10 protein-coding genes are annotated in these 18,004 nt (G+C 71.6%); 2 read left to right on the forward strand and 8 right to left on the reverse strand.

Features of this window, described 5'->3' with window-relative positions; all coding sequences use genetic code 11:
- Window positions 1-34 precede the first annotated feature (34 nt).
- From MRBLMI1x_RS09740 to MRBLMI1x_RS09755, 4 genes are read right to left on the reverse strand one after another with little or no spacing between them, the layout of a single operon-like run.
- A complete protein-coding gene (locus MRBLMI1x_RS09740) occupies window positions 35-5,983 on the reverse strand; it encodes an Ig-like domain-containing protein (RefSeq protein WP_363458502.1) in 5,949 nt (1,982 codons plus the stop codon).
- Complete coding sequence (locus MRBLMI1x_RS09745; RefSeq protein WP_363458503.1) at window positions 5,984-7,141, reverse strand: serine/threonine-protein kinase; 1,158 nt, start codon at window positions 7,139-7,141, stop codon at window positions 5,984-5,986.
- Window positions 7,138-8,259: an FHA domain-containing protein gene (locus MRBLMI1x_RS09750; RefSeq protein WP_363458505.1), complete on the reverse strand. Its 1,122-nt coding sequence runs from the start codon at window positions 8,257-8,259 to the stop codon at window positions 7,138-7,140. Before MRBLMI1x_RS09750 ends, MRBLMI1x_RS09745 begins: the two co-directional genes overlap by 4 nt.
- A 26-nt stretch (window positions 8,260-8,285) precedes the next feature.
- Complete coding sequence (locus MRBLMI1x_RS09755; protein ID WP_363458507.1) at window positions 8,286-9,881, reverse strand: dolichyl-phosphate-mannose--protein mannosyltransferase; 1,596 nt, start codon at window positions 9,879-9,881, stop codon at window positions 8,286-8,288.
- A 23-nt stretch (window positions 9,882-9,904) separates the two neighbouring features.
- On the opposite strand from MRBLMI1x_RS09755, the gene rsmI reads away from it, so the two are divergent.
- Complete coding sequence (rsmI, locus tag MRBLMI1x_RS09760; protein ID WP_116228859.1) at window positions 9,905-10,735, forward strand: 16S rRNA (cytidine(1402)-2'-O)-methyltransferase; 831 nt, start codon at window positions 9,905-9,907, stop codon at window positions 10,733-10,735.
- Here rsmI and MRBLMI1x_RS09765 read toward each other — a convergent pair.
- From MRBLMI1x_RS09765 to MRBLMI1x_RS09780, 4 genes are all read right to left on the reverse strand, one after another.
- A complete protein-coding gene (locus MRBLMI1x_RS09765) occupies window positions 10,725-11,654 on the reverse strand; it encodes a sugar ABC transporter permease (RefSeq protein ID WP_018188397.1) in 930 nt (309 codons plus the stop codon). The genes rsmI and MRBLMI1x_RS09765 overlap by 11 nt on opposite strands.
- The gene (locus tag MRBLMI1x_RS09770; RefSeq protein WP_116228860.1) at window positions 11,654-13,261 is read right to left on the reverse strand and encodes an ABC transporter permease subunit; all 1,608 of its coding nucleotides are present in this window, start codon (window positions 13,259-13,261) and stop codon (window positions 11,654-11,656) included. The genes MRBLMI1x_RS09765 and MRBLMI1x_RS09770 overlap by 1 nt, the downstream gene beginning before the upstream one ends.
- A 67-nt stretch (window positions 13,262-13,328) precedes the next feature.
- Window positions 13,329-14,576, reverse strand: coding sequence for a sugar ABC transporter substrate-binding protein (locus MRBLMI1x_RS09775; RefSeq protein ID WP_018188395.1), 1,248 nt, complete (start codon window positions 14,574-14,576; stop codon window positions 13,329-13,331).
- A gap of 143 nt (window positions 14,577-14,719) precedes the next feature.
- Entirely contained in the window at window positions 14,720-16,741 is a 2,022-nt protein-coding gene (locus MRBLMI1x_RS09780; protein WP_363458511.1) for a beta-galactosidase, read from the reverse strand.
- Window positions 16,742-16,928: 187 nt separating this feature from the next.
- On the opposite strand from MRBLMI1x_RS09780, the gene MRBLMI1x_RS09785 reads away from it, so the two are divergent.
- Window positions 16,929-17,942, forward strand: a complete 1,014-nt coding sequence (locus MRBLMI1x_RS09785) for a LacI family DNA-binding transcriptional regulator (RefSeq protein WP_018188393.1) — start codon at window positions 16,929-16,931, stop codon at window positions 17,940-17,942.
- The last annotated feature ends 62 nt before the right edge of the window (window positions 17,943-18,004 follow it).

The following is an 18,004-nucleotide window of genomic DNA, read 5'->3' on the forward strand; positions in this document are numbered from 1 at the left end:
TCCTCTCGGGGAAGGGGTCTCGGGGCCGCGCCGCTCAGGGAGCCGGCGGGGTGGTCTCGGTCGGGTCGGGGGATGCCGGCGGCTCCGTCTCGGGCGGCGGCGGCGTGATCTGACGGCAGTCGACGCTGACGGTGATCGGATCGAGCGCGCGGAGGGCGCCGGTCCACCCGAGGGTGTACTCGACACGCTGCGGGCCGAGGTCTCCGTCGATCACGGTCTTCCGCACCGTCGCGACGTCGGTGCCGATGTTCCGCGGGAACCAGTCCGACACCTCTTCGTCCGACCGGCACCGCGGCACGTCGTCCGTGGCCACGTACACCGGCCAACCCGCGCTTCCGCGTGCCGCGACGATGGGTGTCCGGTCGGAGCACTCACCGACGACGCCGAGGAAGGTGTCGCACCACTCCGCGGTCCACCGGTCGTCGGGCCTGTTGGGGCGCGGCTCGAAGGAGTCCCGAAGCTGATCATTCAGTCGGTACCGCAGCGTCGCTCCCTCGAACGGCGGCCGGCCGGGGTCGCTGGCCGCGCTCGCCGCGTACGTGAACCCGGAGGCCTGATCCCCGCGTGGCGTCGTCGACACCGTGTAGGTCATCGGCTCGGGCGCGGCGACGTTCCCGGTCGGGCGGGCGGTGATCGCGTCGGAGGTCACGCCGAAGCCGTCCTGGCCGTCGAAGGTGCTCGTCGCGCAGACGTAGACCGTCTTGCGTTCGAACGCGCGCGCCGCGAAGGTGCGTCGGGCGTCCCGCGAGTCCGGGCTGCACTCCGCGGCGGACACCTCGCTGAAGCCGAACAGCGCCACGGTGCCGGCGCTCTCGGCCGTCACCCGTGCGGTCACCGTCAGCGAGTCCGTCGTGGTCGTCTGCGAGAGCTCGATACTCGGGGCACCGACGCCGTGGGCGCGGAGCTCGAGTGATCGCCCCTCGGTGGACCCTCCGGCGATGGGCGGGAGGTCGAATTCCGTCAGCGGCGTCGCCGTCAGCGTCTTCGGGTCGTTCGAGCCGACTCGGTAGCCGGTGAAGGTGGCGGTCCCGCCGCGGACGGCCTGCGTCGCGCTTCCGGCGACTCCGCCGGCCAGGCGGACGCTGCCGGTCGTGTCGTCGAGCCCGGTCACGGTGACGGTCGCTACTCCGCCGTCGCGTCCGTTCGGGACCGGCGTGAACGTGGCGGCGGCGGGGCGGGAGGGCGGACGGTAGGCCCACGCGGTCGTCCGCACGGTGCCGCGCGAGGCGCCCACCTCGTTGACCGCACGCGCCTCGTAGACGCGCTGTTCGCCCACCGGGGCGGAGATCGGCGCGCACACCCCGGAGGCCGGGCAGGTGGCGACCTCGCGTCCTCCCGTCGTGATGCGGTACCCCTCGACGCCCGGGTAGGAACCGGCATCCGAGGTCACCCGCAGGGTCACGGCGTCGTCGGTGTACGAGGTCCACTCGAGGCGGGTGGGGCTCGCCGGCAGACCGCGCAGGTCGAGGACGACGGAGCCGTTGCGATCGCCGCTCGACTGGCGCCCCTGCGCGTCCTCGACGACGAAGGTGCCCGCGCAGCGCGCCGCGCCCTCGGCATCCGTACTCCAGCTCGCTCGGACGGTGCGGTCGCCGGCGGGGGAGAACCGGACGCCGTCGCAGTTGCCGGCGCTCGATGCAGCCACGACCCGGAGCGGCGTGCCGGGGAGCGGGTTGACCTCGCCGTCGGCTCCGACGACCTCGATCGTGCACGAGGACTGGCCGTCCGACTGCGAGCAGGTCTTCACCGCGGACCCGCCGCGGGGAAGCGACGAGGGGGAGGGGCCGACCGTGAGCACGAGGCTCGACGCGCTCGCGTCGGGGTGGCTCGGCAGCGACACCGTCACCTGCTCCTCACGTCCGGGACGGGCCTCGTCGACGGCGGTGACGGTCAGGGCGGCGCCGTCGGCGGTCACCTCGAACTGGTTGCCGGAGTAGGCGACGTCGAAGCGGAGGGCGTCCTCGTCGGCGACGCCGGCCCATCGCACCATCCCGGTGAGGTCGTACGTCTGCGTCTGGCCCGGACGGACGCCGAGCGACGCGCTCCGCAGCGACGGCTGCGGCGTCTCGGCCTCGACGGCGACAGCGAGCGTCAGATAGGTGGGCTCGTCCTGGCCGGCCAGGCGTGCCGCCACGATGCACGAATCGGACCAGGGGGCGCCCTTCCCCGCGGTGTATCGGATGACGGTGCCCGACACGACACGGCAGGTGGCGTCCTTGCGCGCACCGCCGGCCTTGGTGCCGTCGCGGTCGAGGACGAGGGCCCCGTCCTCGGGCAGGACCACGAGGTCGGCGACATCCGCTTCGACGCTCTCGCCCTCGGCGACGCGGAGCTGCTCGACGCCGGCGCGGAGGGTGAGGCGGATCTCGTCCGTCCCCGGCACGCGCAGGAACCCGTACGTCGTCACCTCGCTGCCGTCGTACGCGGTGCCGCTGACCTCGAACGGGATGAGGCGGGTGCGCGTCGGCAGCTCGCCCGAGATCCTCCGCCCCGACACCTCGAGGTCGCCGGGGTCGCCCCAGAGCCGCAGGGTGAGCCCGGCGACGTCGCCGGCATCCCACGCGACATGGCCGGTCAGCACGTCGACGCCGGTCGTGAACCGGTCGCGGTCCTCGATCGTCAGCACCGTGTCCGAGACGACCGGATGATCGGGCACCGGGTCACGGACGACCTTGACGACGAGGAGACCGATGGCGGTGTCGCCGTCCGCGTTGGCGACCTCGTACGAGTACGAGAAGGTGCCGAGGGCGGTGCCCGCCGTGACCGTCACCGCGCCGTCGTCGACGCTCACCCGGCCGGCCAGCGCCGCGTACTCGGGGCTGTCCGCGGGGGCGTTCGGGACGACGTCGCCGAGTTCCAAGGGACTGCCGAAAGGATCGACGTCGTTGTCCGCGGGCCGGACGACGACCGTGCTCTCGGCGCCCGCCTGCACCTGCACGTAGTCGCTGAAGGTCACCGGGCTCGGGTCGCTCTGACGGGCGATGACGCCGACGCGCACCTCGCCGACGCCCGTCCGGCCCCGGGCATCCTTCACCTGGTAGCCGAAGCGCACCTGACCCGAGACGCCCTCGCGACTCGTGTAGACGATCGATTGGCCGTCGGCCGAGATGGTCGCCGATCCCTCGGCGGGCTGGGTCGTGATGGCGTCGAGCGACACGTCGTCGCCGTCGGGGTCGACGGCGAACCGGTCGAAGCCGATCGTGACGGACTGGCCCGCGACGACTCGCCCGACGAGGGTCCGCGGGACCGGGTCGCGGTTCTCGTCGCCGCCGGTGACGGTGACGGTCACGCGCGCCGTGTCGGTCACCTCGGGGAAGCCCAACCGGTACACCGTGTACGTCAGCGCGTACGTGCCCGCCGCGCGCGGCGCCAGGTAGCGCAGGACGCGTCCCGAGGCGAACGCGAGGCCGCCGCCGGTCTCGTTGACCACCGACGACGGGTCGATCGCGATGAGGGCCCCGGTGGGCGTGTGGTCGTTGTCGAGGACGGGGATGTCGACCTGGGTCCCGCCGCGGACCGTCACGGCGTCGTCGACGGCGATCGGCTGCTCGGCCGAGCCGGCCGGCAGGAGGATGACGGTCAGCTCGCCCTCGGCACCGGCGGCATCCGCCCCGCCGTCGCTCAGGCGGTAGCGCACGACGCCGAGGCGTCCCGGTGTGCCGTCGTCGGTCGTCCCACTGACCCGCAGGAGGCTCTGCCCCACGAGATCGACGCTGAGCGACGCGGTCGGGTCGCTGTCGGGTCGGATGTCGTCGAGGAGCAGCACGAGGCCGGCCGGGTTCGCCGCGGCCGACGCGACGTCGATCGTCGCGTCCTCGCCGGGACGGACGAACGCGGTGAGCGGCGGTGTCGTCACGACGGTGTCCTCGGGTGCGCGGACGGTGACGCGGGCGATGGCGGATGCCTCGCCGACACCGTCTCGCACCGAGTACTGCACGACGTACGAGCCCGGCTCGTTCGCCACGACGCTCATGCGCAGCGCGGAGGGGTTGGGGGTCGCGCTCACGCGGTCGGTGTCGAGAGCCACGAGCGAGCCGAGCGCGAGGGGTCCCGACGCCCCGGTGACGTAGGGGGTGAGGTCGACGTCGAGCGGCTCGCCGACCACACCGTTCACCGCGAACGACTCGGCCGACAGCTCGGGCGCGGGCGTGACCTGCACCGTCACCGTCTGCGTCGTCGTCGCTCCCCGCGCGTCGGAGACGACCACCGCGACCGGGATGCCGGCGGCGTCCGTCGCGCTCGGATCGGGATGCTGGTAGGTGAACTCGCCCTCCGGCGACGTCGTCGCGGTCCCCACCGCGGGGGCTCCGTCGATGCCGGAGAGGTAGACGGGGTCGCCGTCGGGGTCGACCCAGCCCCGGAGCAGGTCGGCCGAGACCGTGCCGCCGGGGGCGACCGAGAGCGCGGGCCAGGTGGCGAGGCATCCGGGCACCCCGCACCAGACCGGTGCCGCGTTGTCCTCTTCGGGCACGACGCGCACCGTCACGGTCGCGTACTCCGAGAGGCGCCCGCCGGCCGAAGTGCCGTCGGTGACGCGGTAGCGGAAGGTGGTCGTGCCGGTCGCGTCCGGGGCGACGTCGAGGGCGATCTGCTGCTCGGCGCCGGTGAGCGTCGCCGACCCGAAGGCGGCGTCCACCCCGTCGAATCCGCCCGCGTCGATGCTGAGGACGTCCTCGTTGGGGTCGTGATCGTTGAGGAGGACGGGCAGGAGCGCCACGGAACCGGCGCGCACCCCGAACTCGTCGTCGACCGCGACGGGCGGCTTGGGGTCGAGCACCCGTTCGACGGGGTCGTCGGTGTCGGGGGCGGCCTCGCTCGTGTCCTCGACGCGCCACTGCTGCGAAGAGGGGATGAGCGCACCGTCGGGGACACGCCAGACCCAGCCGGATCCGCGGTCGTTCAGCGCCAGGCGCGACCCGTTGCCGACGAACACGGGATCGACGCCGTCGCCGATGTCGGCGCCGGCGTAGTCCAGAGGCGTGCTCTGCGTCGGGGCTGCGCTCGACCACAGCGTCCCGCCGCCGGTGCCGTCGCCGAGCCACGCGGCCGAGACCGCCCCGCCGGAGGGAGTCGGCACGGCCGGTGTGCCGAGGCCGGGGGATTCGAGCGGCCGATCCGCGGTGCCGGAGTCGAGCGGCACGCGCGTGATCCCGGTCGGATCGGCGATGACGGCCGCGTCTCCGCTCGTCGCGGCCCGTTGCAGCAGCGCCCCGGTCGCCGGCGTCGTCGACACGACGTCGTCCCGATCCGCCACGGCGACGTCACCCGTCGCGACGTCGTAGAGCACCCAGCGACCGCCGACCGCGCTCAGCTGCGCGTCGACGGGGGCGATCGGGGTCGGATCCTGACCGAGGATGCGCCCCGTGGCCGCTTCGGCCCGGACGACGACCTTCTCGGGCGCCGAGTAGGCGTACACGACGCCGTCGGCGTCGACGGCGACGGCGGATGCCGAGAAGCGGGGCCCCTGCTCGTTCGCGTCCCGGTCCACGTCGGCGTACGGATCGATCGGCGAGACCGCGCCGCCGCTGGACAGGGTCGCGCCGAAGACGCCGCCGCCCTCGGTCCGGTAGGCGATCGCGTCGCCCGCCGAGACGATGTCGACCGTTCCGGCCGGTGTGGGAGCGGAGGCGTCCTCATCCTCGCCGGTGAGGTCGGCGGGTTGGGCGAGGTCGACGTCGGAGTAGGCCGAGCCGCCCTCGCTGAAGACGAACAGCCGGTCGGCGGTCTGAGCCACCTGCGTCCCGTTGACCACCTGCTTGACGGTGTCGACCTCGCCGAGGTCGAGGTTGACCCGGGCGTACCCGCTCCCGGCGCCGGTCTGCAGCGCCCAGACCGTCGGATCGTCGACGGGCGTCTGCTGCGCGTCGTATCCCGGCCAGACCACCGCGAGGGTGCCGACCACCGCGACGACGGCGGTGAGCGCACCCACGCCGATCCACGTGGACCGGCGGATGCGGGGTCGCTCCCGGGGCAGGCCTGCCATTCAGCCCGCTCCGCCGAGGAGGAAGAACGTGGTGGCGGCGCCCGCCAGGGTGAGCGCGACGCCCGCGCCGACGGCGAGGGCGATCACGGCGGTGCGACTCAGCCGCGGCGCGGGCTCGGCGCCTGCGAGGATGGTGCCCTCGTCGGGGCGACGGGGAGGGCCAGACTTGCGACGCGCGGGCCGGGCCGACTCGTACGCGACGCTCGGACGCACCGGACCGCGCAGGCGGTCATCGGCGAAGTCGACGGTCGCCCCGGCTGCGGCCCACTCGTCGACGGCGACTTCGAGGGGAGTGTGGGGGAGCCCCATCCGGTGCTGGATGAGCTGCAGGTCGTGAGCGAAGGCCGCGGCGGACGGATGCCGGGCGGCGGGGTCCCGGCTCAGGGCGCGGGCGAGGACGGCGTCCACCTCGGCGGGGACGTCGGGGCGACCGACGGGCGTGTACACCGCTTTGCGGATCCGCGCCTTGAGCTGGTCGCGGGTGTTCTGGCCGCGGCCGGAGCGCTCGAAGGGACTGCGGCCGGCGAGCAGCGAGTACACGGTGGCGCCCAGACTCCAGACCTCGGCCGCGATGGAACCCGAGACCCGCTCGTCGACGATCTCGGGCGCCGACCACGGCACCGACATCGCGAACACCTCCTCGGCATCCGGTCGGGCCTCGACGGCGGCGGCGATGCCGAAATCCGAGAGGACGGGCGACCCGAAGGCGGTGACGAGGATGTTCGACGGCTTGATGTCCCGGTGCAGGAGCCCGGCGCGGTGGGCGGTCTCGAGTGCGGAGCCGATCTTCACCCCGAGCTGCAGCACCTCGGCGACGGGGATCTCCTCGCGCCGGTAGCGGTGGGTGAGGGAGGTCGGGCAGTACTCCATCACGAGGTAGGGGCGTCCGTCGGCCGACACGGATGCCTCGTGGATCGTGAGGATCGAGGGGTGGGCGCTGAGGCGGGCCATGACATCGGCTTCGGCGTTGAACATGCGCAGCACGTTCTCGTCGACGACGTCTTCGAGGAGGACCTTCACGGCCACGGGGCGCCGCGGGAGGTTCTGCTCGAACAGGAACACGTCGGCGAAACCTCCGGCACCCAGCGGACGGACGTACGTGAACCCCGAGAGACCGGGTGGCGTGGACGGAAGCCTGTGGGACACGCGGTCGGTCATCCCGCCGTCGAGGGGTCGAGCACATCGAACACCGCGGTCACGCCGTCGCCGAGGTCGAGCTCGGTCCCGAGCGGCACCCGCGACGCCGCGCCGCCGCGCAGGAGCGCCGCGGCGCCCGTCGGCGGACGCACGATCGTCCCGTTCGTCGAGTCGAGGTCGCGGACCACGAGGGTCGTCCCGTCGAGCACCACTTCGAGGTGCGTGCCCGAGATCTCCTTGTGCGGCGAGGAGACGCGTTCGATGCGCGCACCGGCGTGACCGGCCTGCCGCGGGCCGCGCCCGAGGATCACGGGCCGGTCGAGGGGGACCGTCCGCCCGCCGGGAAGGCGCAGGCCGTAGACCGCCCCGGTTGCGGCGCGACGCGAGCCGAAGAGGGTGCGTTCGTCGGGGATGTCGCCGCCGTCGGGGCGCTGGTCGTCCTCGCGCAGGAAGTCGGGCAGCTCGAGCTCGTCGTCGTCCTCGAAGAGCCGGGCGAACAGGCTGCGGTCGACCGAGATCGTCTGTAGGACGTCGATCTCCTCGTCGCGGGGAGTCGGAGCGGGCGCTGCGGGTGCGGGCCGGACGGGCGGCGTGATCGTGGGGACGGCGACGGTGACGGGCGCGAGGGTGCCGGGGGGTTCTTCGCCCTCGGCGGCGGGCGTCACCTCGGCGTCGGGCTCGCGGCCCGCGGGGAAGGGGCGCCCCCACGACAGTTCGTCGGCGCGGGTGACCCCGAGCCCTAGGGGCAGCAGGTCGCCGCCCGTCGCGCCGGCGTCGAGGGCGAGACGGATGCCGACGGCCCCCGCGAGCGCCGTCTCGATCCAGGTCCGCGCATCGGCCCCGGACACGCGCGTGCGATCGGAGGTCTCGACGATGGCGGCGCCGCGGACGGCCACGCGCACCGGCTGCGCGTCGTCGTCGGGGAACTCCGCGATCGCGAAGTCGGGCAGGTCGTGGATGCCGCCCGCCACGAGCACGCTCAGGACGTCCTCGAGGACCGCCGTGTCGGCGACGGCCGAGTTCCACAGCCGCGCGATGACACCCTCGGTGACGCCCGATCCGAGGAGGATGGCGAACCGATCGCCGGCGATGGCGTACCCCGACTCGGCGGCGAGCGTCGGGGTGGGGTATCGGAACACGTGCTCAGCCTACTGACGGCGCGCGGTCAGACCCATCCGCGCAGCCAGTTGTGCAGCCAGTAGAACTCGTACGGCACGCGGATGGCGGCCCAGAGGGGGTACCAGAACACCGACAGCGCGACGACGAGCGCCAGCACGAGGAGCACGATCCTGCGCGCGACGATCCGACCCGTCGCGTCGATCCGGCTCGGCGAACCCCACAGGGCGCGCAGCGCGAAGGTCAGCGCCAGCACCATGAACGGGAGGATCAGGACCGTGTAGAACTGGAAGATCGTGCGATCGGGGTAGAACAGCCACGGCACGTACGAGGCGCCGACGCCGACGATCACGACGGCTGCGCGCCAGTCGCGGGTGCGGACCCCGTGGACGGCGATCCAGAGGACGGCGAGCACGCCGAGCCACCACAGCAGCGGGTTCGGCATCGAGTACAGGATCTCGATGCACCCGCGGGCGCTCGCGCATCCGTCGACGGTGTTCGCGGTGTTCCCGACGTACATCGAGGTGGGGCGGAGCAGGAGCGGCCACTGCCAGGCGGGGCTCGCGTACGGATGCGTCGAGGTGATCTCGGCCGTCGCCGTGTAGATCGTCTCGTGGTAGTGCCAGAGATTCTGGAAGGGCAGCGGGACCCACGACCAGAAGCCCTGCGCCGGGGTCGCGTCGACGTCGTGACGGCCGTACCCGTCGTCGGTGGTCAACCACCCGATCCACGTCGAGAGGTAGACGACGACGGCGACCGGCACGAGCAGGAGGAACGACGCGGCGCCCTGGCGGACGGCATCCGCCGGCCAGAAGTAGACGCCCAGGCGGCGCCGGGCGAGCGCGTCGCTGACGACGACGTACAGGCCGAGCGCCCCGAGGACCCATGCCCCCGACCACTTGACCCCGCACGCCGCACCGCCGGCGATGCCCGCGGCGACCAGCCACGGCCGGCCCCACAGGACCGGACCCCACCACGAGACGCGGCCCGCGGCATCCCGTCGGAGCATGGCCCGGGCGAGGCGGTCGAGGTGACGCCGCCGGTCGAGGAGGACGAACCACACCATGAGGAGGACGAAGAACGTGAGCAGGATGTCGAGGATCGCGACCCGGCTCATGACGATCGCGAGCCCGTCGATCGCCATCAGCCCCGCCGCGACCGTGCTGAACGCGATCGACCGGGTCAGCTGCCACGCGATCAGATAGAGGACGAGGACGGCGAGGGTGCCCGCGAGGGCCACGGCGAAGCGCCAGCCGAACGACGAGGTCGGGCCGAACAGGGCCATGCCCGCACCGATGAGGTACTTGCCGAGCGGCGGATGCACCGCGAAGCTCGGCTCGCGCGTGTAGATGCCGGTCTCACCGTCGGCGAAGCGCTGGTCGGCGCCGTCTGGCCACGTGGCGGCGTAGCCGAGGTTCCACTGACTCCAGGCATCCTTCACGTAGTACGTCTCGTCGAAGACGATCGCGTGCGGGTGGCCGACGTTCCACACCCGCAGGATGCCGGCGAGCAGCGTCACGAGCAGGGGTGCGAGCCAGCGGGCCGCCGGATGACGGAGGATCCGGCCGCGCCAGGCATCGATGCGGGCGTCGAGGCGGGGCCGCAGCGGGGCCGCGGGCAGCAACGGTTCCGCGGTCGAGCTCACGGCGACCAGCCTATGCTGGGGCGGTGCTGATCCTCGCCGCGACCCCGATTGGAAATCTGGGCGACGCGACCGGGCGCCTGCGCACCGCCCTCGAGGACGCGACGATCGTCGCCGCCGAGGACACCCGCACCACCCAGCGCCTTCTGCAGGCCCTCGGCATCGAGAATCGGCCGCGCCTCATCGCCCTGCACGACCACAACGAGAAGCAGCGCGCCGCGGAGCTCGTCGCGCTCGCCGCGACCGAGGACGTCCTGCTGCTGAGCGACGCCGGGATGCCGACGGTGAGCGACCCCGGCTATGCGGTCGTCGCGGCCGCCGTCGAGCAGGGCGTGGACGTGACGGCGCTCCCGGGTCCGAGCGCCGTGATCACCGCGCTCGCCCTTGCGGGCCTCCCGACGGACCGATTCACGTTCGAAGGCTTCGCGCCCCGCAAGGCGGGGGAGCGGCGGACGGTCTTCGGCGCCCTGGCCTCCGAGGCGCGCACCATGGTCTTCTTCGAGGCGCCGTCCCGTCTCGCTGACACGCTTGCGGCCATGGCCGAGGCGTTCGGGGTGGACCGCCGCGCGGCCGTCTGCCGCGAGCTGACGAAGCTGCACGAGGAGGTCGTCCGCGGCCCGCTCGGCGAGCTGGCGGAGTGGGCCGCCCAGGGCGTCCGCGGCGAGATCGTCGTCGTCGTCGAGGGGGCGAGCGTCCGTGCCGTCAGCGAGGACGACGCCGTCGCCCAGGTGCAGGCGCTCGTGGCCTCCGGCATCCGGTTGAAGGATGCCGCCGGCGAGGTCTCGCGAGAGACCGGACTGCCCTCGCGAGACCTCTACCGCGCGGCTGTTGCGGCGAAGAAGCCGCTCAGCCCTTGACGGAACCGGCGGTCAGACCGCCGACGATGTAGCGCTGCAGTGACAGGAACAGCGCCAGCACGGGGATCGAGGCGAGGATCGCCCCGGCGGCGAAGAGTCCCCAGTTACTCGCCAGCTGGTTCGAGACCCACTGGAACATGCCGACGGCGAGGGTCCAGTTGTCCTCCGAGACGAGGACGATCTTCGCGATGATGTAGTCGCCGAATGCCGCGATGAAGGCGAGGAGGCCGACGACGGCGAGGATCGGGGTCACGAGCGGCATGATGAGGCGCCAGAAGATCTGGGCGTGGGTGGCGCCGTCGATCTTGGCCGACTCGTCGATCTCCATCGGGATCGTGTTGAAGAAGCCGTACATGAGGAACGTGTTCACGCCCAGCGCGCCACCGAGGTACACGCAGATGAGAGCGATCTTCGAGTTGAGCCCGAGGACCGGGAACACCTCGCCGAGGGTCAGCAGCATCAGGAAGATCGCGACGAACGCGAGCGCCTGCGGGAACATCTGGACGATCAGGAGCGCCGTCAGGCTGATCCGCCGGCCGGAGAACCGGAATCGCGAGAAGGCGTAAGCAGCCGCCGCGCCCATGAGGACCGCTCCCGCCGCGGACGCGCCGCCGACGAGGAGCGTGTTGCCGTACCAGGCCCAGTAGCTCGTGTCGGCGAGGGCGGCGTAGTTGCCGATGTCGATGACGGAGAACAACGCGTTCGCCGCCGACAAGGTGCCGTTCGGATTGAACGACGCCGACAGGACGTACACGAGTGGGAACATCGCGTAGAAGAGGAGCCCCGCGGCGATCAGGTACTTCCAGCCGACCTCGAGCACCCAGCGCTTGCGCTGCGCGGGACGCAGGGCGGCGGTGCGAGTCGCGGACGAACCGGTCGTGATCGTCGCGGTGGTCGCGGCGGGGGAGGGAGCGGACATCACTGGTACTCCTCGAGCTTCTTGGTCTGACGGAATGCGAGGGCCGACACGGCGCCCACCACGACGAACACGAGGATCGACAGGGCGCTCGCGAGGCCGTAGTCGGCCTTGCCGCCCGAGACCCCGGAGATGTCGTAGATCGCCGAGATGAGGATGTCGGTGTACCCGAGTGCATACGGTGCGCCGGGGATCGCGGGCCCGCCGGCGTTGAACATGTAGATGATCGTGAAGTTGTTGAAGCTGAACGCGAAGGATGAGATCAGCAGCGGCGCCGTCGACACGAGCACGAGCGGCAGGATGATCGCCCGCAGCTGCCGGAACCGGCCCGCCCCGTCGATCGAGGCCGCCTCGAGCGCATCCTGCGGAAGGGCCTGCAGGGCGCCGGTGCACACGAGGAAGTAGTACGGGTAGGTGAGCCAGACGTTCACGAAGAGCACGGCGCCGCGCGCGAGCCACGGATCGCCGAGCCAGTCGATGTTCGCGCCGCCGAAGAAGAGTTCGTTGATGACGCCGAACTCCGCGTTGAACATGCCGCGGAACAGCAGCGCGGACATGAACGCCGGGAACGCGTACGGGAGGATGAACAGGGTCCGGAGGATCTTCCGCCCCCGCACCCGCGGGTCGTTGAAGATGAGCGCGAAGACGAGCCCCATCGCGAACGGGATGAGGACCGACAGCACGGCCCACACGAAGGTCCATCCGGTGACGAGTCCCAGGGTCTCGAGGATGGTCGGGTCGGTGAACAGCTTCACGAAGTTGTCGAAGCCCACGTTCACGACCCACCCGGTGGGGAGTGTCGTCCCGTCGTCGGCGACGAAGTTGCCGGTGGGGCTCGCGGTGTAGACGAGACCCGTCGCACTGTCGGTGATCGTCTGCGTCTCGGCATCCCAGGTCATCGTGGACTGGTACACCGCGCCGCTGGACCCGTCGCGCGTGCGGATCGAGCCGTCGTTGGGATCGTCCGAGACGGGGACGCGGAGGTCGATGACGGCCTGCTGCGTCGCCTGGTCGCCGATGATCTGGTTGCGAGGGACGACGGACCAGCCGGGGACCTCGGTCGCGGCGCCCGAGGCGGGAGCGGGGCCGACCGCGCTGAGCGGGTCGTCGGCGGAGCCCGCCAGGAGCTGGCCGTCCTCGACGACGGCGAAGCCGAGGTCGCCGCCGCGTTCGACGACGGTGAGGGGGAGGGTGGGGGCACCCTCGACGCGGCGCTCCCCCTGGGCGAGCGAGGCGGCGACCGCCTGCTCCTGCGAGCCGATGTGGCCGGCGCCGTAGTTCGTGAAGGCGATGTACCCCGTGTACAGGAAGATGAACACCTGGAACACGAGCAGGAACGACAGTCCCGGCAGCAGGTATTTCAGCGGGAGTGCCTTCTTGGTGAAGTAGACGACGTCGGCTGCGAGGAGCAGCGCCAGGGCGACGCCGAACACGATCCAGGACTGTGCCTGGAACGCGGCGATGATGCCCAGCAGGCCCACCGCGTTGATGAGGCCCATCAGCACCAGCTTGACCAGGAAGCCCCAGCCGAGGCCTGACCAGCGCCGGGCGTGGGACTCCGCAGCCGGCGGTGCTTCTTCCGGCAGGGTGGGGCTCTGCAGAGCCGTCATGTCGTCTCCCTCTCGAGGAAAGTGGTCTCCGGGGGCGAGGCGTCGCAGCCCCGCCCCCGGAAGCGTGTCAGCCGATGGTCTTCTCGAGGTCGGCGACCATCTTGGTCCAGGTCCCCTTCGGGTCCGCACCCTTGATGACCTGCACCTGAGCGGCGTTCCAGAGGTCCCAGACCGAACCCATCTCAGGGATGCTCGGCATGGGCACACCGTTCTTCGCCGAGGCGGCGAAACCGGCGATCACGGGGTCGGACGAGACCTCCTCGGCCAGGTCGGACCAGGCCGGGATGCGGGGGTCCGCCTCGTAGAGGGCCTTCTGCGCCTCGTAGGTCGCGAGGTACTTGGTGACGAACTCCTGGGCGACGAGGGCGTTCGCACTCTCGGCGCTGATGTAGAAGCCCTGCACGCCGACGAACGGGGATGCCGTCTCGCCGCCGGCCGACGGGATCGGGTTGACCTTGATCTTCGCGCCCTGATCGGTCAGCGCCTTGACGGCCCAGGGACCCTGGATCGTGTACGCGGCCTTGCCCGAGGCGAACAGCTCGTTGTTGGTGTCGTAGTCGATCGTGGTCGAGATCTCGCCCGAGCCCTTTTCGCCGTGCTCGCCGAGCCACGTGGCGAATGCGGTGCCGGGCTCGCCGCCCATGCCGACGTCCTTCGTGTAGGACCCGGAGGAGTCCTGCACGAACACCGGCGCACCGAACGAGGTCTGGAGCCCGTACATCGTGTACGCGTCGCCCTTCGAGCTCTCCGTGTTGATGACGAACGGACGCTCGGCGCCCGACTTGGTGCCCGCCGCGATCATGTCGTCGAAGGTCGCGGGTGCGTCCTCGCCGACGAGGTCGGTGTTCTGGACGAGCGCGACGCTCTCGAGCGAGTAGGGCAGACCGTAGGTCTGGCCGTCGTACGTGAACGCGTCGGTCGCGACCTTCTCGAACTTGGAGGCGTTCTCGCCGAGGTCGACGGTCGCCACGACACCCGCCTGCACGAAACCGCCGAGCCAGTCGTGCGCGCCGATCGTGATGTCGGGCCCCTTGCCCGTGGGCACCTGGTTGGTGAAGTCGTTGCGGATGTCGCCGAAGTTCTTCTGGACGAGATCGATCTTCGCGCCGGTCTCCTCCTCGAACGTCTTCGCGGCGGCCTTGATGGCGGGCTCGCGGTTCTCGTCGGTCCAGACGGTGAGGGTCACGCCGCTCGCGTCGATCGGAGCCGCTGACTCCGACTGTGCCGGGGTGGTGGTGCTGCTACCGCCGGCGCAACCGGCCAGCAGGAGGGAGCCCGCCGCCAATGCGGCGATGCCGATACCCATCTTGCGCATGGATCTTCCTTCCGGGTGTGGTCGATCCGGCGGGCCTCTGGCGAGGTCGCGCCGTCACGACCGGTGTGTGATCGTCGCGGCCGGGTGGCTGCGACGGCTTCTCTCTCAGTGCGTTCGACGGTGTCCCGTCGCGAGTCGATCGGTCATCGATCGCCCCGGTGGGCTGTGTGCGCCAGGCGGACGACGGCGACGTCGCCTCCTGCCAGCACCAGCGTGTCCCGGACGTCGGCCTGCGTGAGCAGGTCGGTTCCGGTGGTCGTGAGCGACACCTGTTCGGTGCCGTGGTTGATCGCGACGAGGTAGTCGGAGTCGGCTCCTCGGCGCACGATCGTCTCCACGCCGTCAGGCGTGCCGGGCACGTCGACACCCGCGTCGGCGTAGACCTCGCGCATGATCGCGCGGAGGCCGTCGGCATCCGGTCGTGTGCTGATGTACCAGCCGACACCGTCACCGTGGACGTTCCGCGTCACGGCGGGACGGCCCTCGGCGGGCCCGGCGGTGTAGGTCGCGTGGACGTCGGCGGTGGTGACGACGAGATCCTCCTGCCAGATGTCGGCGGCGAAGACGTGATCGTCGACGCGGATGCCGGTGACGTGTCCTTCGCGCAGGGGCAGGTGCTCCTCGACGCGGACGCCGAGCGCATCCGCCAGCACGGCGCCGTAGCCGCCGGGGTGGACGGCATCGTTCTCGTCGACGACGGCGGAGAAGAACGAGACAACGAGGGTGCCGCCCTGCGCGACGTAGGCGGTGAGGTTCGCGGCATCCGCTGCGGTCAGCAGGTACTGCGACGGGACGACGACGAGACGGTAGCGCGAGAGGTCATGCCCGGGGAGGGCGAAGTCGACGGTGATGTCGTCGCGCCAGAGCCGCTCGTAGAAAGCCCTGATGCGCTCGTCGTGGCTGACATCCTCGGACGGGCGCCACTCGAGGTCCTGCGCCCAGAACGACTCGAAGTCCCACAGGACGGCGACGTCGGCCTCGACGCGCGAGCCCTGTACCTCGGCCAGACGGCCGAGCTTCGCTCCGAGGTCCACGACCTCGCGGAAGACACGCGACTCGGTACCGGCGTGCGGCAGCATCGCGGAGTGGAACTTCTCGGCGCCGGAGCGTCCCGCGCGCCATTGGAAGAAGAGGATGCCGTCGGCTCCGCGCCCGAGGTGGCTCAGCGAGTTCCGCGTCATCTCACCGGGGCGCTTCGCGACGTTCCGCGGCTGCCAGTTGACGGCGGAGGTGGAGTGCTCCATGAGGATCCAGGGCTTGCCGGCTCCAACGGAGCGGCTGAGATCGGCGGCGATCGCCAGGCCGATCTCGCCCTCCTCGTCGGCCGCCCACAGGTAGTGGTCGTCCGAGACGATGTCGACCTCGTCCGCCCAGGCCCAGAGGTCGACGCCATGGTGCTGGTTGGCCATGAAGTTCGTCGTGATGGGCTGCGAGGCGTGCTGACGGATCGCGGCCTTCTCGATGCGGAAGCACTCCCGCAGCATCTCGTCCGTGAACCGCGCCCAATCGAGCTTCTGCGCGGGGTTGATGGTCGACGGGGCGGCGGCGGGTGCGCCGACGTGGTCCCACTCCTCGTAGTGCTGCCCCCAGAACGCGGTGCCCCAGGCGGCGTTGAGGCCGGCGATCTCGCCGTACTTCGCCTGCAGCCAGAGACGCCAGGCCCGGACGGAGTGCGGGGAGAAGTCCTCGCCGACGGGCACGCCGTACTCGTTGTGGATGTGCCACAGCACGACGGCCGGGTGATCGCCGTAGCGCTCGGCGAGAGCGCCGGCGATGCGGGCGATCGCTGCGCGGTACTCGTGCGCCGAGTGCGAGACCATGCCGCGGGCGCCGAAGCCCATCGGCACGCCGTCCTTCGTGACGGTGCGGGCCTCGGGGTACTGCGCGAAGAACCACGCCGGGGGAGAGGCGGTCGGGGTGCCGAGGTCGACGGCGATGCCGTTCTCATGGAGGAGGGCGATGATGTCGTCGAGCCACGCGAAGTCGAACTCGCCCTCGCGGATCTCGAGGAGACCCCACGAGAAGATGCCGATGCTCACCATGGTGACGCCGGCCTCGCGCATGAGGCGCACGTCCTCGTCCCACACCTCGCGGGGCCACTGCTCCGGGTTGTAGTCACCGCCGTAGGCGATGCCGTCCAGGTGCGGCCAAGCGGGGGTCGTCATGGTGCGAGAGCCATCCTCATCGATCGGGCTCCGTCCCCGTCGCGCCTCCGAGAGGCGGCTGGGACCGGTAACAGGTTCGTGACGGAGTCTATGCGGGATGCCGCGGCCAGACCGGCCCCCGTTACCGGATTGTGACCGGTCCCAGTCCCCGTCCGGGCGGAGGGCGCCCGGGGTATAGAGTCGGCGCGTGGTCCTCCCCTCCGAGCGCAGGCGTCCCACCATCCGCGACGTCGCGGAGGTCGCGGGCGTCTCGCACGGCACCGTCTCGCGGGTCATCAACGGCGGTCGCTGGGTGTCGGAGGAGTCCCGCCTCGCGGTCGAAGCCGCCATCCAGGCCACGGGCTACACCGTCAGTCACGCCGCGCGGGCCCTCGCCACGGGCAGGGCGAACTCGGTCGCGTTCCTCTTGACGGAGCCGCAGCACCTCCTGTTCGCCGACCCCACCTTCGCCCTGCTGCTCCGCGGCGCGACCGAAGCTCTCGCCGCTCGGGACATGACCCTCGTGCTGCTCATCGCGGAGCATCCGTCGCAGTACGCCAACATCGAGCGGTACGTCCGCGCGGGGCACGTCGACGGTGTGCTCCTCATCTCGTCGCACGAGTCCAACCCGCTCCTCGCCTCGCTGACGGCGGCCGGGGTGCCGACGGTGTGCTCGGGAGTCCCGCTCGGGGACCGCGCCCACGTCCCGACGGTGTCGGTCGACGAGGAGGGGTCGGCGCGGGAGATGACCCGCCACCTCCTCGACCGCGGGTACGAGCGCATCGCCGTCATCACGGGACCCGACGACACTCCGGGCGGTCGCTACCGGCTGGTGGGGTTCCGCGAGGAGATGGGTGAGAAGTTCGACCCGGCCCTCGTGGAGCAGGACGTCTACTCCAGCGTCGCAGGCGAGGCCGCCATGACCCGTCTCCTCGGGCGCGCTCCCGACATCGACGCGGTGTTCGCGGCATCCGACGTCATGGCCGTGGGCGCGATCGCCGCTCTCCGCAAGGCCGGACGGCGCGTGCCCGAGGACGTCGCGGTCGCGGGATTCGACGACTCGGGACTCGCGGCGACGACCGACCCGCCGCTGACCACGATGCGTCAGCCGTGGACCGAGATCTCGCGCCGGATGGTCGAGGTGCTCCTCGACGTCGTTGACGGGGGCGCCGGCGGATCGATCGTGCTGCCCACGACGCTCGTGCCGCGCGCGAGCGCCTGAGCCTCCGAGGGCGGAGCACCCGTCATGAACGACGGCGGGTGCCGCGTCGCCCGTAGAATCTC

This window comes from Microbacterium sp. LMI1x-1-1.1, from assembly GCF_040676205.1.
Taxonomy (GTDB): domain Bacteria; phylum Actinomycetota; class Actinomycetes; order Actinomycetales; family Microbacteriaceae; genus Microbacterium; species Microbacterium aquilitoris.

Excerpts from the sequence above, each read along its gene's own strand:
- MRBLMI1x_RS09765 (WP_018188397.1), bottom strand. The coding sequence starts at position 11,654 with ATGTCCGCTCCCTCCCCCGCCGCGACCACCGCGACGATCACGACCGGT.
- MRBLMI1x_RS09780 (WP_363458511.1), bottom strand. The coding sequence starts at position 16,741 with ATGACGACCCCCGCTTGGCCGCACCTGGACGGCATCGCCTACGGCGGT.
- MRBLMI1x_RS09740 (WP_363458502.1), bottom strand. The coding sequence starts at position 5,983 with ATGGCAGGCCTGCCCCGGGAGCGACCCCGCATCCGCCGGTCCACGTGG.
- MRBLMI1x_RS09770 (WP_116228860.1), bottom strand. The coding sequence starts at position 13,261 with ATGACGGCTCTGCAGAGCCCCACCCTGCCGGAAGAAGCACCGCCGGCT.
- MRBLMI1x_RS09775 (WP_018188395.1), bottom strand. The coding sequence starts at position 14,576 with ATGCGCAAGATGGGTATCGGCATCGCCGCATTGGCGGCGGGCTCCCTC.
- MRBLMI1x_RS09745 (WP_363458503.1), bottom strand. The coding sequence starts at position 7,141 with ATGACCGACCGCGTGTCCCACAGGCTTCCGTCCACGCCACCCGGTCTC.